The 15,267-nt window shown below is 63.1% G+C and carries 17 protein-coding genes; 4 read left to right on the plus strand and 13 right to left on the minus strand.

Going from position 1 to position 15,267, the window contains the following annotated elements; all coding sequences use genetic code 11:
* Positions 1-174: 174 nt before the first annotated feature.
* From NEK97_RS13170 to glgX, 4 genes are all read right to left on the minus strand, one after another.
* A complete protein-coding gene (locus tag NEK97_RS13170; RefSeq protein WP_257370344.1) occupies positions 175-501 on the minus strand; it encodes a peptidase inhibitor family I36 protein in 327 nt (108 codons plus the stop codon).
* A 259-nt stretch (positions 502-760) separates the two neighbouring features.
* On the minus strand, positions 761-1,120 hold the full coding sequence (locus NEK97_RS13175; protein ID WP_257370345.1) for a barstar family protein: 360 nt from the start codon (positions 1,118-1,120) through the stop codon (positions 761-763).
* Between the two features lie 6 nt (positions 1,121-1,126).
* Positions 1,127-1,606 carry a ribonuclease domain-containing protein gene (locus tag NEK97_RS13180; protein WP_257370346.1) on the minus strand — a complete coding sequence of 160 codons (480 nt, stop codon included), beginning with the start codon at positions 1,604-1,606 and terminating at the stop codon, positions 1,127-1,129.
* Positions 1,607-1,630: 24 nt separating this feature from the next.
* Entirely contained in the window at positions 1,631-3,745 is a 2,115-nt protein-coding gene (gene glgX, locus NEK97_RS13185) for a glycogen debranching protein GlgX (protein WP_257370347.1), read from the minus strand.
* 118 nt (positions 3,746-3,863) lie between these two features.
* Here glgX and NEK97_RS13190 point away from each other — a divergent pair, with 118 nt between their 5' ends.
* A complete protein-coding gene (locus NEK97_RS13190; RefSeq protein WP_257370526.1) occupies positions 3,864-4,673 on the plus strand; it encodes a carbon-nitrogen hydrolase family protein in 810 nt (269 codons plus the stop codon).
* Between the two features lie 256 nt (positions 4,674-4,929).
* On the opposite strand, the gene rlmB is transcribed toward NEK97_RS13190, so the two are convergent.
* From rlmB to NEK97_RS13220, 6 genes are all read right to left on the minus strand, one after another.
* Positions 4,930-5,916: a 23S rRNA (guanosine(2251)-2'-O)-methyltransferase RlmB gene (gene rlmB, locus NEK97_RS13195; RefSeq protein ID WP_257370348.1), complete on the minus strand. Its 987-nt coding sequence runs from the start codon at positions 5,914-5,916 to the stop codon at positions 4,930-4,932.
* Positions 5,917-5,996: 80 nt separating this feature from the next.
* Positions 5,997-7,451, minus strand: coding sequence for a cysteine--tRNA ligase (gene cysS, locus NEK97_RS13200; protein ID WP_257370349.1), 1,455 nt, complete (start codon positions 7,449-7,451; stop codon positions 5,997-5,999).
* Positions 7,452-7,486: 35 nt separating this feature from the next.
* Positions 7,487-7,843, minus strand: a complete 357-nt coding sequence (locus NEK97_RS13205; protein WP_257370350.1) for a hypothetical protein — start codon at positions 7,841-7,843, stop codon at positions 7,487-7,489.
* Complete coding sequence (ispF, locus tag NEK97_RS13210; RefSeq protein ID WP_257370527.1) at positions 7,836-8,360, minus strand: 2-C-methyl-D-erythritol 2,4-cyclodiphosphate synthase; 525 nt, start codon at positions 8,358-8,360, stop codon at positions 7,836-7,838. Before ispF ends, NEK97_RS13205 begins: the two co-directional genes overlap by 8 nt.
* Positions 8,361-8,374: 14 nt before the next feature.
* Entirely contained in the window at positions 8,375-9,157 is a 783-nt protein-coding gene (gene ispD, locus NEK97_RS13215) for a 2-C-methyl-D-erythritol 4-phosphate cytidylyltransferase (RefSeq protein ID WP_235520094.1), read from the minus strand.
* Between the two features lie 124 nt (positions 9,158-9,281).
* Positions 9,282-9,764, minus strand: coding sequence for a CarD family transcriptional regulator (locus tag NEK97_RS13220; RefSeq protein WP_011690592.1), 483 nt, complete (start codon positions 9,762-9,764; stop codon positions 9,282-9,284).
* A 293-nt stretch (positions 9,765-10,057) separates the two neighbouring features.
* Between NEK97_RS13220 and NEK97_RS13225 the strand changes: the two genes are divergently transcribed.
* Positions 10,058-10,609: a hypothetical protein gene (locus NEK97_RS13225; RefSeq protein ID WP_257370528.1), complete on the plus strand. Its 552-nt coding sequence runs from the start codon at positions 10,058-10,060 to the stop codon at positions 10,607-10,609.
* 103 nt (positions 10,610-10,712) lie between these two features.
* Here NEK97_RS13225 and NEK97_RS13230 read toward each other — a convergent pair whose 3' ends face one another.
* Positions 10,713-11,393 (minus strand): response regulator transcription factor, encoded by a 681-nt coding sequence (locus NEK97_RS13230; protein WP_211711390.1) that lies wholly within the window; start codon positions 11,391-11,393, stop codon positions 10,713-10,715.
* Complete coding sequence (locus NEK97_RS13235; protein WP_257370529.1) at positions 11,390-12,646, minus strand: cell wall metabolism sensor histidine kinase WalK; 1,257 nt, start codon at positions 12,644-12,646, stop codon at positions 11,390-11,392. Before NEK97_RS13235 ends, NEK97_RS13230 begins: the two co-directional genes overlap by 4 nt.
* A gap of 199 nt (positions 12,647-12,845) precedes the next feature.
* On the opposite strand from NEK97_RS13235, the gene phoU reads away from it, so the two are divergent.
* Positions 12,846-13,499, plus strand: a complete 654-nt coding sequence (phoU, locus tag NEK97_RS13240) for a phosphate signaling complex protein PhoU (RefSeq protein ID WP_235520093.1) — start codon at positions 12,846-12,848, stop codon at positions 13,497-13,499.
* A gap of 94 nt (positions 13,500-13,593) precedes the next feature.
* Here the strand turns inward: phoU and NEK97_RS13245 are convergent, their stop codons facing one another.
* On the minus strand, positions 13,594-14,340 hold the full coding sequence (locus NEK97_RS13245; RefSeq protein WP_235520092.1) for a phosphoglyceromutase: 747 nt from the start codon (positions 14,338-14,340) through the stop codon (positions 13,594-13,596).
* Between the two features lie 102 nt (positions 14,341-14,442).
* Here NEK97_RS13245 and NEK97_RS13250 point away from each other — a divergent pair, with 102 nt between their 5' ends.
* Entirely contained in the window at positions 14,443-15,264 is an 822-nt protein-coding gene (locus tag NEK97_RS13250; RefSeq protein ID WP_257370351.1) for a class I SAM-dependent methyltransferase, read from the plus strand.
* Positions 15,265-15,267 lie beyond the last annotated feature (3 nt).

A 15,267-nucleotide genomic window follows, 5' to 3' on the forward strand; every position in this document is an offset into this window, starting at 1 on the left:
GTCCTTCGTTCAGGAATTCTTCTCGGCACTTCCGCTTCCAATCTCACTTCGAGCGCCTCGACTGAGTCGCCTAGCCACTTCTCAGACAGCAACTTTGACCTGCAGATACTTTGATCGGCAGGTCAAAGCATGGTGGTGCTCACTCTGTGCTAAGCGGACAGAGTGCTGCTGGACTTATCCCCGATGGAAGCTGCTGATGTTGTCATTCCACGTTCCCAGGAAGGGCACGTACCAACCCATGGCGCTATAGTCGTTGGAGCTGCCGAAGCCAGCTCCGCCGTAGTTAATGTCTTGCCACCAGGTTACGTAGTAGCCGACGTTTTTTACTGAACTCGCCTTATTGTCAAAGGACCCCATCCAGGTCGAATTGTCGGCTCCGTACGTCGCGCCGCCGTAATCATTATTATCGTAAAAGATACTGGCATTCGCCGACTGGCCGGCGGCAAAAAGGGCCCCAGTGGAAAGCGCGACGACAGCAGCCGCCCGTGAGAGCTTTTTCATATTTACTGATCCTCATTCAGCTCGTGCGCCATGAGGTTTGCAATTACGTCCGCGCGTTCCCCAATTCGCAAGTGACGAGGCACATAATTGCCTCTGCAAGAATGTATCTCCCGACACTTTTAATTTCAACCTTTTGAAACAAAGGGAACAAACAAAGAAATATTCAATTTTTCGCGTCACGATTGGGCCGCTCGCACCACTTAGGATATTTCGGCGGTTGCCACAACTCAGGTGGGAACCACTTGTGACGTCGGAGCGACTAGTTCTGGAAAACCGCGATCACTGCCAGGTCCCGGCCCGCGTAACGCTCTGCGTCCTGCAGGATCTCGCAGACCACGCCGAAGGAGCGGTCCGTTCGGTAGGCCGCCGGGACCTGCCAGATCATGGTGACCGGGCCGCCGTCGTCCTCTGACAAGGCGTCCGCGTAGTCGTGCAGGGAGTCGTTCAAGGCGTCCAGGTTCACGCCGTAGAACTCGGGGAAGTCGAGGACCTGGGCGAAGACTTCCAACACTGACTGCTTGGTGTTGGCGGGCGGTACCAGGAGGGTGCGGCGGCCGGCGTCGGAGACCTGTTCCTTGAGTTCTTCAAGGGTCCAAGTGTCTGCTGAATAGATTTTCATGGGCTCCTACTTGCCTTCGACAATGAACTTGAACGACTCGTAATGGTCGGCGGTGTAGTACTTGGCGGTGTCCTTGCCCACGATGATCCGGCGTGCGCCGCGGTTGGACGCGCCGGGTGTGACAACGGTGTACTCCTTATAGAAGCCGCTCGCCTTCTTAGGGAGAAGTCCTTCGAAATTACCGAAGTTTCCATCATCTTCACCGTACGGGTACGGACCACCCTTCGCGATCAGGGCCAGTGTCTGCCGGGCTTCCTTGGGGAGCTGCGACGCGTTGATCGTGGGCAGGCTGGAAGGGTTCGCCACGCCGGCCGCCGCCGTGGAAACGGCGCCAGGTACCGGCGTCGTGGTTTGCGCGCTGGAAGGCGTCGGCGGCGCGGTGGAGGGGGCGGTCAGGGCGCCGCCGCCCACCATGGCAACCACAAGAACGACGACGGCGATCACCAGCCCCGCGAAAGCCACCAGTTTGCTGCGGCTGCGGTTCATGTGGGGATTTCCTGTTCGGTGGGGCTACGTGCGGTAGACGTTGATGGTGTTGGCTTGCAGGATATCCCTCTCGCCCGACGCCACCAACGCGCCCTTGCGACGCTCGTGCAGCACCGATGTGGTGAAGCGGAGTTCAAACATCCGCTTGCCGATGCCCGACTCGCTCAGGATCTCGGGCAAGATCATCTTCACGTCGTGGTTGCTGCCGTTCACGACGATCAGGCCCCGGATCTCGCTGTCTTCATGGCCCATCAGCAGTTGGACCGAGCGGACGTTGGGATCGTTCCAGCGGGCCGGAGTCATCCGTTTGCCCTTGTCATCGAACCACTGCAGGCTCGCGTCATTCGCCTGGCCGGGGAAGCTCTCAGGCTGGTGCCGCAGGAACCACCTGCGAAGCCTGACCAGCTCCCGTGTGGTCCGGAACATGGCGTTGGCTTCCTGCGTGCGGCTCCAGTCGAGCCAGGCCGTGGGATTGTCCTGGCAGTAAGCATTGTTGTTGCCCTGCTGCGTTCGGCCAAGCTCGTCGCCGGCCGTGATCATGGGGACACCGAAGGACAGCAGCAACGTGGCCATCAGGTTGCGGATGGACAAGGAACGGGCGGCAACAATCGCCTCATTCTCGCTGCGGCCCTCCACTCCGTGGTTGTAGCTCCGGTTGTCGCCGTGCCCGTCGCGGTTCTGCTCACCGTTGGCCTCATTGTGCTTACGGTCGTAGCTGACCAGGTCCTTCAACGTGAAGCCATCGTGGGCCGTGATGAAGTTGACCGAGGCAAGGCGCGTGCGCCCGGATGATGCGAAGAGATTGGCTGAACCGGCCATGAGCTCGGCCAACGACGCCACGGAGCCACCCTGGCCACCGGCCTCAATGACGGCGCGGTCGGACAGCCAGAAGCTGCGTACGCCGTCGCGGAAGTGGTCATTCCAGTCCGACCAGCCCTGTGGGAAGCGGCCTGTCTGCCAGCCGCCGTAGCCTACATCCCACGGCTCAGCGATGAGCTTGACCTCAGACAACACCGGGTCTTCGGCGATGGCTTGCAGGAACGGGTGCTGGGGGTCGAACGTGTTCCCCGCGTCACGGCAGAGGGTCACCGCTAGGTCGAAGCGGAAACCGTCCACGTGGAAGTCGTTCACCCAGTAACGCAAGGAATCCAGGGCGAGGTCCACTACCACGGGATCGCTGAAGTCCAACGTGTTTCCGCAGCCGGTGGTGTCCAGGTAGCGTCCGTGGGCGTCGTGCCGATAGTACCGCTTCTCAGCCAACCCCCGGAAGCTGATGGCGGGCCCGTCAGGTCCGGCCTCGGCTGTGTGGTTGTACACAACATCGAGGATCACCTCGATGCCGGCCGCATGCAGCAACTTGATCATGCCCTTGAGCTCATCCTGCACGGCGTGCGGGCCAGCGTTCCGGGCGGCCTCGGTGGCGTAGTCGGCATGCGGGGCAAAGAATGCCGCCGTGTTGTAGCCCCAGTAGTTGGTCATGCCAAGGTCCTGCAGGTGCGCCTCATCCAAGTGGAAGTGGATGGGCAACAACTGAACCGCGGTAATCCCCAGCTCCGTGAGGTGCTGAATCATGACAGGATGCGCCATCCCCGCGTACGTGCCGCGGAGGTGCTCCGGGATGTCCGGGTGAAGCATCGTCTGCCCACGGACGTGGGCTTCATAAATCACGGACGTCCGCATGGGTGTCCTTGGCGGCTGGTCGTCGCCCCAATCAAAACTGTTGTCCATGTGGACGCTCGTGAGGAACTCGCCCCGCTGGTCCACAGCGCGACCGTAAGGATCGAGCAGCAGCCCGGTCCCGCCGTCGTCGTCCAGGTCCAAAGCAGGAACCGGCATGGGGAGGCCAGCCTCTGCGGGTGCCTCGCGGAAACCATAACGGGTGCCGGGCGGCATTCCGGCGATCAGCCCGAAGTGCACGCCATCTTCCACATTGGGAAGAACCTGCGCGCGCCATGGGGCACCCGGGGACTGGAAGGCAACCTCCACCCGCTCCAAGTCAGGCGCGAAGACGGCCACATTCACTTCATGGTCCTGCGCATCCGTCGCACCGGAAAGGCCGGACTGGGGCGTGCTCAGTCCGAGGGGCCGGGGACGCGACGCGTCGACGGCAGCTTCTGTGTCAAAGATAGGCATAACCATTGATTGCAAGTTTAGTTCCACGCCCACTATGTGCCGCGTCCGGCGCTCATGTGACGACGTTCGGCCCAGTGAATTCATTGCTTGGCATACTGGAACGGAGACAACTGGAGGTTCAATGGTGCGCGTTGCACTCGCCCAAGTCATCACCGGCCGGGATCTGACCGAAAATCTGCGGCTCCTGGAGGAGTACGCCCGCCGCGCCAAGGAGGGCGGAGCCGGGCTTGTGGTTTTCCCGGAGGCCATGATGCGCGCGTTCGGGAACTCGCTGTTGGACATCGCCGAACCCCTCGACGGACCGTGGGCCAGCCGCGTGCGCGCCCTCGCTGCGGAGCTTGATGTGGTGATCGTCGCGGGTATGTTCACACCCGGCACTCCCTCCGAGGCGGGAAATCCGCGGGTGCGGAACACGCTTCTGGCCACCGGCCCCGCCGTCGAGGCCAGTTACGACAAGATCCACCTCTTCGACGCGTTCGGCTTTGCGGAATCGGACACCGTTGAGGCCGGTACAGACCCGGTGACGTTCGACGCCGGCGGCGTCACCTTCGGTTTGGCCACCTGCTACGACATCCGTTTTCCTGCACTCTTCACGGCCAACGCCCAACGCGGCGCCGTGGTGAACATCGTGTCCGCGTCATGGGGATCAGGACCCGGCAAGGCCGAGCAATGGCAGCTTCTGGCCAGGGCCCGCGCCGTGGACACCACCACGTTCGTGCTCGCTTGTGGCCAGGCCGACCCAGCCACCCAAGGCATCGAAGCCAAAGGCACCGCGCCCACGGGAGTCGGGTACTCCGCCGTCGTATCCCCCTTCGGCCAGGTCCTGGAATCGCTCGAAAGCGAACCCGGCCTCATCTTCGCCGACCTCGACCCCGCCGATGTCGAAGAAGCCCGCCAAAAACTCCCCGTACTGGCCAACCGCCGCGACTTCTAGCCCTCTCTCACATCCCTACCCCTTGAGCCCAACGCTCCTCCACATCCCGGCGAGAACTGAGCGAGCGTCCACCCCAAACAGGCGGGAAGTGAGCGAGCGTTGGGTGCAGGCACGCGAAAGGCGCCGCAGGCGTCATCCGGAAGCGTGCGTCCAAGCGAGGACGGGGCCCACGCCGTCAGGGTTCCCTTGCCGAGCTTGCGAGGCTAGGGGGACGGTGGGGAGCACGCGGAGGATGGCGCTTGCGGCGCCTTAGGGCCTACTTGGCGGCGCGCTGCCTCGACACTTCGTACAGCGAGATGCCTACGGCCATGGATGCGTTGAGCGACTCCATGGACGAGTCAATCGGGATCGACACGATCTGGTCGCAGTTTTCACGGACCAATCGGCTGAGGCCCTTGCCTTCGGAGCCAACCACGATGCATACCGGTTCGGTGGCTACGGTCAGGTCGGGCAACGAAACATCGCCGTCCCCGTCCAGGCCCAGGACGTAGATGCCCATGTTCTTGAACTGCTTGAGCGCGTTGTTGAGGTTCGACGCGCGGGCCACGGGCACGCGGACAGCGGCACCGGCGCTGGTCTTCCAAGCGGACGCTGTCACGCCGACGGAGCGACGCTCGGGGACGATCACGCCGTGGCCGCTGAACGCGGAGACGGAGCGGATGATTGCGCCGAGGTTGCGGGGGTCGGTGATGCCGTCGAGGGCCACGAAGATGGGGGCGTTGGAGATGTGCCCCTTCTTCCATTTGGCGATGGTTTCCTCGGCGAGGTCGTACGCGTCCTGGTATTCGTAGGGCGGGATCTGCAGTACGAGGCCCTGGTGGACAGCCTCTTCAGTCATGCGGTCGAGCTCGGGCTTGCCGGTTTCGAGCAGCGGGATGCCGCGCTCGGCTGCGAGCTTCAGGGATTCCTTGACGCGGTCGTCCATCTCAATGCGGATGGCTACGTGCAGCGCCTTGGCCGGGATACCCGCGCGGAGGGCTTCGACCACGGAGTTGCGTCCAGTAACCAGTTCTTCCGTCGCGCGGCCCTTGGGACCTGAGCGTGCGCCTGTGCCCGGACGTGCCGGCCCGCGCTTGGCGGCCGAGCGCTCCGCGAGCTGCTTGTTCTTGAATGCCTTGTGGTAGGTGCGGTCCTCCGCCTTGGGCGTGGGACCCTTGCCTTCCAGGGCCTTGCGGCCGTGGCCACCGGTTCCGGTGGTGGGGCCCTTCTTCTGCTTGACCGACCGGCGACCATTATTGGCCATGAGATTCCATCCTTGATTTCGTGAGTAAGTCTGGAATCAAGTCTACTGACCCAATGCAATTCGGCCGTCGAGGCCCCTTGTCAGTCGCGCTTAAGGCTCCAGGTAGCGCCGTCCGCACCATCTTCGACGACGACGCCGGCGGCAGCGAGCGTGTCACGGATGGCATCCGACGCAGCCCAGTCCTTGTTGGCCCTCGCTGCTGCGCGCGCCTGGAGCTGGGCTTCTACCAGGACTTCCAGCGCGGCGTGCTCCCGGCCCCGGGTAGCTTCGGGCTGGGTGACGGAATCCAGGCCAAGGACCTCTGTCATGGACATCACGGAATCAAGCGCAGCCTTGGTCGCCTCGAGGTCACCGGAGGCCAGCGCGGTGTTCCCAGCGCGGACGGTTTCGTGCAGCACACCGAGCGCCTGGGGCACGTTGAGGTCGTCGTCCATGGCGGCAATGAAGGCATCGGGCATGGAACTTTGGGGTGCGATCTCGACGGCGTCCCGACCCACCTTTGTCGTGGCCTTGGAGATGAACCCGTCAATGCGTTCCACGGCCGCGGCGGCTTCCTGGAGCGAAGTGGGCCGGTAGTCCAGGACGGAGCGGTAGTGTGCTTGGCCGAGGTAGTAGCGGACCACGCGTGGTGAGGCGAGCTCCAGCATTTCCGCGGGGCTTACTGTGTTGCCAATGGACTTAGACATCTTTTCGCCCTCGAAAGTGACCATGCCGTTGTGCATCCAGAAGTTGGCGAACTCATCCCCTGCAGCTTGGGACTGCGCCATCTCGTTCTCGTGATGCGGGAAGCGGAGGTCCAGTCCCCCACCGTGGATATCGAAACGTGTGCCAAGGTACTTGGTCACCATGGCGGAGCACTCGAGGTGCCAGCCCGGACGGCCCGCACCCCACGGCGAATCCCACTTCGCGGTGGCGGGCTCGCCTTCTTTGTAACCCTTCCACAGCGCGAAGTCGCGGGCGTCGCGCTTGCCCCGAGGATCGGCGTCGGCTGCGCCTTGCATGTCATCAATGTTCTGCCGCGTCAGGGAGCCGTACTTGCTCCAGGAGCGCACGTCGAAGTAGACGTCGCCGGAATCATCCAAGGCGGGGTAGGCATGGCCGCGGTCGATGAGTCGCTGGATGAGTGCGTGCATCTCGGGGATGTGGCCGGTTGCGCGTGGCTCGTAGGTGGGCCGCTGGACGCCCAGGGATTCGTAGGCTTTCTCGAATTCCTGCTCATAGCGGTAGGCCAAAGCCCACCATTCCTCGGCATGCTTGGCAGTGGGTTCAGCGTCCCAGTCCGGACCAAACGACTGCTGGGACTTGGCCAGGATTTTGTCGTCAATGTCGGTGACGTTGCGCACCACGGTGACGCGGAGGCCGCGGAATTCCAGCCAACGGGTCAGCTGGTCGAACGCGATGGCGGACCGGACATGACCCACGTGAGGCATTCCCTGGACGGTGGCTCCGCAGTAGTAGACGCTGGCCTTGCCGTCTTCGAGGGGAACGAAGTCGCGGACTTCGGCGGAGGCAGTGTCATAAAAGCGCAGGGTCACCGCTCCAGATTAGCCGATGACGCGGCGTGACCTGCCTACTTGCAGTATTCGCCGATCTTGTTGAACTGCACCTTGAGCTTTTCCTGTTGCTCCTGGGTGGCCGCCCCCAGCGACGAGGCAGCAGCCTTGTCCATGATCGCGGCCATCTCCTTGATGGGATCGGCGATTTCAGGAGCCAGCTTCTCCCCCAGCTCATGGTAGTGCTCAGCGAGCTGCTTTGACTGCTGCTGTTGGTTACCGTCCGGTTTGAAGGCGTCACCATTCAGGAAGTCGCAACTGGCCTTCACGTCCATCCTTGGCGCCCCTGCACAGCCGCCCAGCAGGAGCACGGCGGCAAGCCCTGCGGACAGCAGCACGGCGGGACGTACGACGCCGGTAGGTGACTTAGGCATGCGGCGCACCTTTTGCGGGTCCCGGGTGGGGGCTGGCAGCCGGGTAGACGAGGGCAGTGGCGACGGCGGAGATACCTTCGCCGCGTCCGGTGAAACCCAAACCGTCGCTGGTGGTGGCCGTGACACTGACCGGAGCGTTGGCGGCCTGGCTCAAAACCCGCTGGGATTCCTCGCGCCGGGGGCCGAACTTCGGTCTGTTGGCTACGAATTGGACAGCGACGTTGCCGATTTCAAAGCCTGCCTCACGCACGATCCTGGCGGCTTCCCCGAGAAGCCTGACCCCCGACGCCCCGGCGTACTCGGGGCGGTCCGTGCCGAAGTGCGTTCCGAGGTCGCCGATGCCACAGGCGGAGAAAAGCGCGTCCGCAGCTGCGTGGGCGACGCAATCGCCGTCGGAATGGCCTGACAGCCCTTGCTCACCCTCCCAAAGAAGCCCGCCCAACCAGAGCGGCTGGGGGTCGTCGTCGGGGGCAAAGGCGTGGACATCGATGCCGATGCCGGTCCGGGGCAGCAGCATGTTCTCGGCAGCCACTATCCCTCCACCCACCGGATGCCCAAGGGACCTTCGAGGAGACCTTCAGCGATGATGAGGTCCAGCGGCGTCGTGATTTTCAGTGATTGGCTGGCCCCGCGGACCGCATGAACGGGGACGCCCAGGAGTTCGACGAGCATGGCGTCGTCGGTGACGGCCGCGGCCTGCTTCCCGTCGAAGAGCCCGGCAGCCTCGTGGGCCCGGAGCAGCGTAGCCAGTTCAAAGCCCTGCGGGGTCTGTACGGCGCGGAGCTCTTCGCGGGGAGCCGTGCCGGTGACCAATTCAGGGGCGATCAAGGCATCCGCACCGTCGGTCCCGGCGACAGTCTTGATCGTGTCGACCACGGGCATTGTGGGGATGACGGCTTTAGCGCCTGCGGCCAAGGCCTCGGCCACCCGCTCGAAGACGCGCTCCGGGGCCAGTGCGCGCGCGGCATCGTGCACGAGGACGAACTCGGTCCCGTCTTCCAAGGCAGCCAAAGCGGCGCGGACGGAATCGGCGCGGGTCGATCCGCCGTCGACGACTGAAATTTCAGGGCCACCGTCAACGAGGTCAACGGTGAATTCGGCGATCAGCGCGCGGAGGGCAGTGTCGCCCTGGGGCACGGCGACGCAGACCTGGCGTGCGACGTCGGATGCCACCACGCCACGCAGGGCGTGCATCAGGATGGTTTCCCCGCCCAGCGGAACCTGGGCTTTGGGCATGCCGTATCCGAGGCGTTCGCCGGAACCGGCTGCCACCACGATCACGGCCGTAACGGCGCGCTTGGAAGGATGAGTCATGCGCCCAAGGTTATGCGCATTCTGGCTGGAATACCCACATGGCGGGCGGGTTCCGTGGAACGGCGGCCACGTTTTTGGGCAAAAAGAAACCCGGCGGCGCTTTCGCACCACCGGGGCTCAATTCTTAGGAAGCCAAGACCTCGTCAAGAACGCTTGCAGCCTTCTCTTCATCCGTCTTCTCAGCCAGGGCCAGTTCTGAAATCAGAATCTGCCGCGCCTTGGCCAGCATGCGCTTCTCGCCTGCGGAAAGGCCGCGATCGTGATCACGACGCCAAAGATCGCGAACGACCTCTGCCACCTTGATGACATCGCCCGAAGCAAGCTTCTCCAGGTTCGCCTTGTAACGACGTGACCAGTTGGTAGGCTCTTCAGTGAACTCGGCGCGGAGAACGTCAAAAACGTGCTCCAAGCCTTCTTTGCCCACTACGTCCCGGACCCCAACAAGGTCAACGTTCTCTGCTGGAACTTCAATGGTCAGATCACCCTGAGCCACCTTGAGCTTGAGATACATCTTCTCTTCGCCCTTGATGGTGCGCATCTTGATTTCCTCAATTTTTGCTGCACCGTGGTGAGGGTAAACTACTGTCTCGCCGACCTCAAAAACCATGTGGACTTTCCCCTTTCCCGCAGATTAGTCTATCACGATTAAGGCATACGACTGGCATCGAACGAGCTCTCCAGCCGCGCCAATACTGGGAAAGAGGCCCAAAAGGGATTCGTCCAACCTCTTGACGTAATCATGGAAAGATGCATCGAACAGGGAAGCTGTCGGACAAATCGTTCCCGTTGACTGCGCCACATACGCTCCCCGAATCCTTATTTCGACGGGTTTGCCGATAGGCTATGGCTGAAAAGTGTTCCAATGACTCTTGAGGAGTAGGTGTCGTGCGCAATACTGCGATGAACCCTGTCCAGCGCGGCAAGCTGGCAATTGCGGCGGCTGCAATCGGCGTCGGTCTTCTGTCCGTCACCGGTTGCGGATTCGTCAACGCCCAGCAGACTACCCACCAGTACTCGGCATCGGACGGGATCAAAGCTGATCTCGGCAAGCTGCAGCTGCGCAACATGCTGATTGTTGCTTCGGGCGAGAAGGAATCCGGCCGAGTCATCGGTGCCGTATTCAACCAGTCCAACTCCGACGCAACGCTGACCATCAGCGGAGCGGACGGCGCCCAGACGGAAATCCCCGTCAAGGCAAAGTCGGAGACCTACCTGAACGAGGAAAGCGACGCTGCCGTACTCAGCACGGCCGGCGCTGCACCCGGCGGCCTGGCGAAGGTCACGGTCCGCAGCGGTTCCGACTCCGCCCAGATCAACATTCCTGTTGTCAACGGCACGCTTCCCGAATACAAGAAGTACCTTCCGTCCAGCTCGGCAACGGCTTCGCCGTCCGGATCGGCCACGCCGTCCACCACTGCTACCTCCACGGAGTCGGCAGCAGCCGGCCACTAGCAGGCGGCACACGAAAGCCATACAACAAAAGGAAGGGTTCCGCCGCGGCGGAACCCTTCCTTTTGTTTTTTACCCGCCAACGCGCCTATGCGGGGGCGAAGGCTTACGGCTCGAACTTGTAGCCCAGGCCCCGCACAGTCACCAGGTAGCGCGGCAGCGAGGGATCCGGCTCGATCTTGCTGCGTAGCCGCTTGACGTGGACGTCCAGGGTCTTGGTGTCCCCCACGTAGTCCGAACCCCAAACGCGGTCGATCAATTGGCCACGCGTCAGGACCCTGCCGGAGTTCCGGAGCAGCATTTCCAGCAGCTCAAACTCCTTCAGCGGCAGGGACACCTGCTCGCCGTTCACGCTCACCACGTGGCGCTCGATGTCCATGCGGACAGGACCGGCCTGCACGGTGGACGTGATCAGCTCCTCCGGTTCCCCTTGACGGCGAAGGACGGCGCGGACCCTGGCTACAAGCTCACGGGAGGAATAAGGCTTGGTGACGTAATCGTCGGCGCCGAGTTCCAGGCCCACTACCTTGTCGATCTCCGAGTCCTTGGCGGTCAGCATGATCACAGGAACGCTGGAGCGTTGACGCAGTTGGCGGCAGACTTCGGTGCCCGGAGTGCCCGGCAGCTGGAGGTCAAGGAGCACCAGGTCGGCGCCATTCCGATCGAACTCCACCAAAGCGTCGCTGCCGTTGTCCACTACCTCAACGTCGAAACCCTCCTTGCCCAGCAAGTAGGAAAGGGGATCGCTAAAGGACTCCTCGTCCTCAACTATCAAAATCCGGCTCAAGCGCTGGCTCCTTGCTCTTGGGCACCGCTGGTGCCCGTTTTTTCACTCGCGTTTTGGCTCGCGTGATGGGGTTCGACGGCGGCCGCGGCCGCCGGAAGTTCGTGCGCCGTTGGCGGCAGGCCGGCGTCGTCGTCCTGGCCCTCCATCTCCGGCAGGCGGACAGTGAACGTGGAACCCTGGCCGGGCTGGGACCAAACGGTCACCTCGCCGCCATGGTTGGAGACCACGTGCTTGACGATGCTGAGGCCAAGGCCCGTACCGCCGGTGTGCCTGGAACGCGCGGCATCCACGCGGTAGAAGCGCTCGAAGACGCGTTCCTGGTCCTCGGGAGTCAGGCCCTCGCCCTGGTCCGTGACGGAAATGGCCACGACGCCTTCACGGGTCCTGACGCCGACGCCGACCCGCGTGTTCTCGGGCGAATAGCGGATCGCGTTGTCGATCAGGTTCCGCAGGGCCGTCACCAGGAGGTCGCGGTCACCGAAAACCAGGGACTCGGAATGGCCACCCACCACGATCTGGATGTTCTTGCTTTCGGCTGGGAGCTGCGAGCGGTCCACGGCTTCGTTGATGACTGTGTTGATGTCCACAGCGTGCCCTTGCTGGGCCACGTTGGCGCCCTGCAGGCGGGAAAGTTCAATGATGTCCTGGACCAGGGCCGCGAGCCTGCCGGATTCCTTGTGCATGCGCTTGGCAAAACGCCGCACCGCTTCTTCGTCGTCGGGCGAGGCTTCCAGTGCCTCGGCAAGCAACGAAATGGCGCCCACAGGCGTCTTGAGTTCATGGGAGACGTTGGCCACGAAGTCGTTCCGGATCTCCTCCGTGCGGGTGATCTCGGTGCGGTCGTCGGCCAGGAGCACGATGTATTCCCAGCCGAGCATGGCAGCGCGGACCTGGACCACGATGGTGCCCTTGCCCAGCGGGCCACGCGGAAGCTCGTACTGTTCCTCCAGGATCACGCCATCGCGGCGGACCTTCGCGGTCATGTCCAGAAGTTGCTTGTGCACCACGGTGTGGCCGCGGACCAGGCCGTAGGCGTAGGCGGCGGGACTTGCGCGGACCACGCCATCTATGGCGTCCACAACCACGAAGGCACGCCCGACGACGGCAAGGACTTCCGCTGCGCCTTCAGGAAGCAGGGGTTCAGTGACGTCGAGGTCGACAATGCTCCGCTGGCGTTCGCTGATCTTGAATGCGAGCATGCCAAAGACGCCCAATGACAGGCCAACGAGGCCTGCGACGACACCTATGAGCAATGGATCCACGGGTCCAGCTTATGCTGTTGAAACACGGCCGAGCATGGATCCGGGGCCAAACGCGGACGGTTCAACTAACGTTCATCTAAAGGTGCCGAACAGTTCACTGACCCCTGACACAGTTACTGGTTGGACTGTCAATGGTTTTGAGATCCGGCCCCCATCATGGGAACGGGATCTCCAAGGAAAGGACGCCTTAGTGCGCAAGGTTTTTCAGGCGGAACTTACCCAGGTAGGTGACGACCTCATCGAGATCTCCAAGCTGGTTCACGAAGCAATCACGAAGGCCACAACATCCTTCGAAGGCGCCGACGTGGATCTGGCCCAGGACGTTATCGCAGCGGACGCCCGCATCGACTTCCTGCAGAACAGCCTCGACGAGCGCGCCATCGACATCCTGGCGTTGCAGGGTCCCGTGGCCAGCGACCTCCGCATGATCGTCGGTTCGCTTCGCATGAGCGCTTCGCTGGAGCGCATGGGCGACCTCGCCCGCCACGTAGCCCAGCTGGCACGCCTCCGTTACCCGGCAACGGTCATCCCCGCGTCAATGACCCAAACCTTCAAGGCCATGGCGCAGCACGACATTGAGATCACCGCGAAGGTCATCGAGCTTCTCGAAACCCGCGATCTTGAGGTTGCCCGCGACATCCTGAAGATCAACATCGCCGTGGACGACCTCCACCTCAGCGTCTTCAAGGCGATCGCTTCCCCGGACTGGACTGAAAGCCCGTCCACCACCGTGGACGTTGCCTTGGCCAGCCGCTACTTCGAGCGCTTCGCTGATCACGGCGTTTCCGTCGCCCGGAAGGTCACCTACCTGGTGACGGGCGAATGGCAGCCCGAGGGCTTCTAGCCTTACAACTGAAAATACGACGGCGGCCGGTCACCTTTCTCGGAAAGGTAACCGGCCGCCGTCGTTTTGCGGCGCGGCGAAGAACCGCGAAGCCTTATTTTTTGCCCTGGTTGGCCACCGCGAGGATGGCCTGGGCTGCTGCTTCGGGGTCGAGGTAGGTTCCGCCCGGGGTGATGGGCTGGAAGTCCTCGTCCAGTTCGTATACCAGCGGGATGCCCGTGGGGATGTTCAGCCCGGCAATGGCTTCGTCGCTGATGCCGTCCAGGTGCTTGACCAGTGCGCGCAGGGAGTTGCCGTGTGCGGTGACCAGGACGGTCTTGCCGGCCTTGAGGTCTTCCTTGATGTCCGATTCCCAGTACGGGAGGAGGCGCACAAGGACGTCCTTGAGGCACTCGGTGCGCGGCAGGGCGTCGCCGAGGTCCGCGTAGCGGGGGTCGTGGGCCTGGGAGAATTCGCTGTCGTCGGACAGGGGCGGCGGCGGGGTGTCGTAGCTGCGGCGCCATTCCATGAACTGCTCTTCACCGAACTCGGCCAGCGTCTGGGCCTTGTCCTTGCCCTGGAGGGCACCGTAGTGGCGTTCGTTGAGGCGCCAGTCGCGCTTGACGGGGATCCAACCGCGGTCGGCCTTGTCCAGTGCCATGTTGGCGGTGTTGATGGCGCGCTTCAGGAGCGAGGTGTAGAGGATATCCGGGAGGATGTTGTTCTCAACCAGGAGTTCCCCACCGCGTACTGCTTCTTTGCGGCCTTGGTCGTTCAGGTCAACGTCCACCCAACCGGTGAACAGGTTCTTGGCGTTCCAGTCGCTGTGGCCGTGGCGCAGCAGAATCAGCTTGTAAGTCATGGTTTTTATCCTAGCCGAGGGGTCCGGTGCCGTGCCGGGCGTTACGGCATGCGCACCCGTTACACGCTTGGGGCGGGCATCGGACCCGATAAAGTGTTGGCCGTGGTGCAAAAAGCGGAACGGGTGGGCTCTCCCCGGAGTCGGGGCGGGAAACCCGTTGGCAACATCACCCGTGGCACCACCAACCCCAACCGGATGCGCCGCCTGGATCGTTGGCTGGCCGGGCCACAGGCGTGGCGGCTGCGCGCCGCCGTCGAGCCCTTGGTGGTGGACCTGGGCTACGGCGCTTCGCCGACCACCGCCGTCGAGCTTTTTGAACGGCTCCAGGCCGTCCGCCCGGATGTGCGGGTCTGCGGGATCGAGATCGAACCGGTGCGGGTGCGGATCGCTAAGGCCCTCGAACGGCCAGGGCTGAGCTTCCACGTGGGCGGCTTCGAGCTCCCCGTGCCCGGCAATCCAGTGTTGGTCCGGGCCTTCAACGTGCTGCGGCAATACGAGGAGGCCGACGTCAAAGACATCTGGGCCTTGGTGCAGTCCCGGTTGGCCCCCGGGGGCCTGTTCATTGATGGAACGTGCGATGAAATCGGCAGGCGCGTCACGTGGGTGGCGCTGGATCCGGAGCGACCGTTGAGCTTGAGCTTTTCCGTGCGGTTCGGGAGTTTCGAATTGCCCTCGGAGGTAGCTGAACGGCTTCCCAAGGCACTGATTCACCGCAACGTGCCCGGCGAACCGGTCCATGCTTTCCTGCAGGCCATGGACAAGGCGTGGCTGGAGGCGGCTCCCCTGGCGTCGTTCGGGAACCGGCAGCGCTGGACGGCTATGTGCCGTTCACTGCGCGACGCCGGGTGGCCGCTTCAGGACGGGCCAGCCCGGTGGCGCCTTGGCGAACTTACCGTCGCTTGGGACGCGGTGGCGCCGAAATAACGC

Origin of the sequence: Paenarthrobacter sp. UW852 (assembly GCF_024608385.1) — a bacterium.
Classification (GTDB): domain Bacteria; phylum Actinomycetota; class Actinomycetes; order Actinomycetales; family Micrococcaceae; genus Arthrobacter.

What these genes read in the sequence shown, in the direction of transcription:
- ispF (WP_257370527.1), bottom strand. Translation starts at nt 8,360, where the DNA reads ATGCTGCTGCCCCGGACCGGCATCGGCATCGATGTCCACGCCTTTGCC.
- NEK97_RS13245 (WP_235520092.1), bottom strand. Translation starts at nt 14,340, where the DNA reads ATGACTTACAAGCTGATTCTGCTGCGCCACGGCCACAGCGACTGGAAC.
- NEK97_RS13180 (WP_257370346.1), bottom strand. Translation starts at nt 1,606, where the DNA reads ATGAACCGCAGCCGCAGCAAACTGGTGGCTTTCGCGGGGCTGGTGATC.
- glgX (WP_257370347.1), bottom strand. Translation starts at nt 3,745, where the DNA reads ATGGTTATGCCTATCTTTGACACAGAAGCTGCCGTCGACGCGTCGCGT.
- NEK97_RS13205 (WP_257370350.1), bottom strand. Translation starts at nt 7,843, where the DNA reads ATGCCTAAGTCACCTACCGGCGTCGTACGTCCCGCCGTGCTGCTGTCC.
- NEK97_RS13220 (WP_011690592.1), bottom strand. Translation starts at nt 9,764, where the DNA reads ATGGTTTTTGAGGTCGGCGAGACAGTAGTTTACCCTCACCACGGTGCA.
- NEK97_RS13175 (WP_257370345.1), bottom strand. Translation starts at nt 1,120, where the DNA reads ATGAAAATCTATTCAGCAGACACTTGGACCCTTGAAGAACTCAAGGAA.
- NEK97_RS13170 (WP_257370344.1), bottom strand. Translation starts at nt 501, where the DNA reads ATGAAAAAGCTCTCACGGGCGGCTGCTGTCGTCGCGCTTTCCACTGGG.
- rlmB (WP_257370348.1), bottom strand. Translation starts at nt 5,916, where the DNA reads ATGGCCAATAATGGTCGCCGGTCGGTCAAGCAGAAGAAGGGCCCCACC.
- NEK97_RS13225 (WP_257370528.1), top strand. Translation starts at nt 10,058, where the DNA reads ATGAACCCTGTCCAGCGCGGCAAGCTGGCAATTGCGGCGGCTGCAATC.
- ispD (WP_235520094.1), bottom strand. Translation starts at nt 9,157, where the DNA reads ATGACTCATCCTTCCAAGCGCGCCGTTACGGCCGTGATCGTGGTGGCA.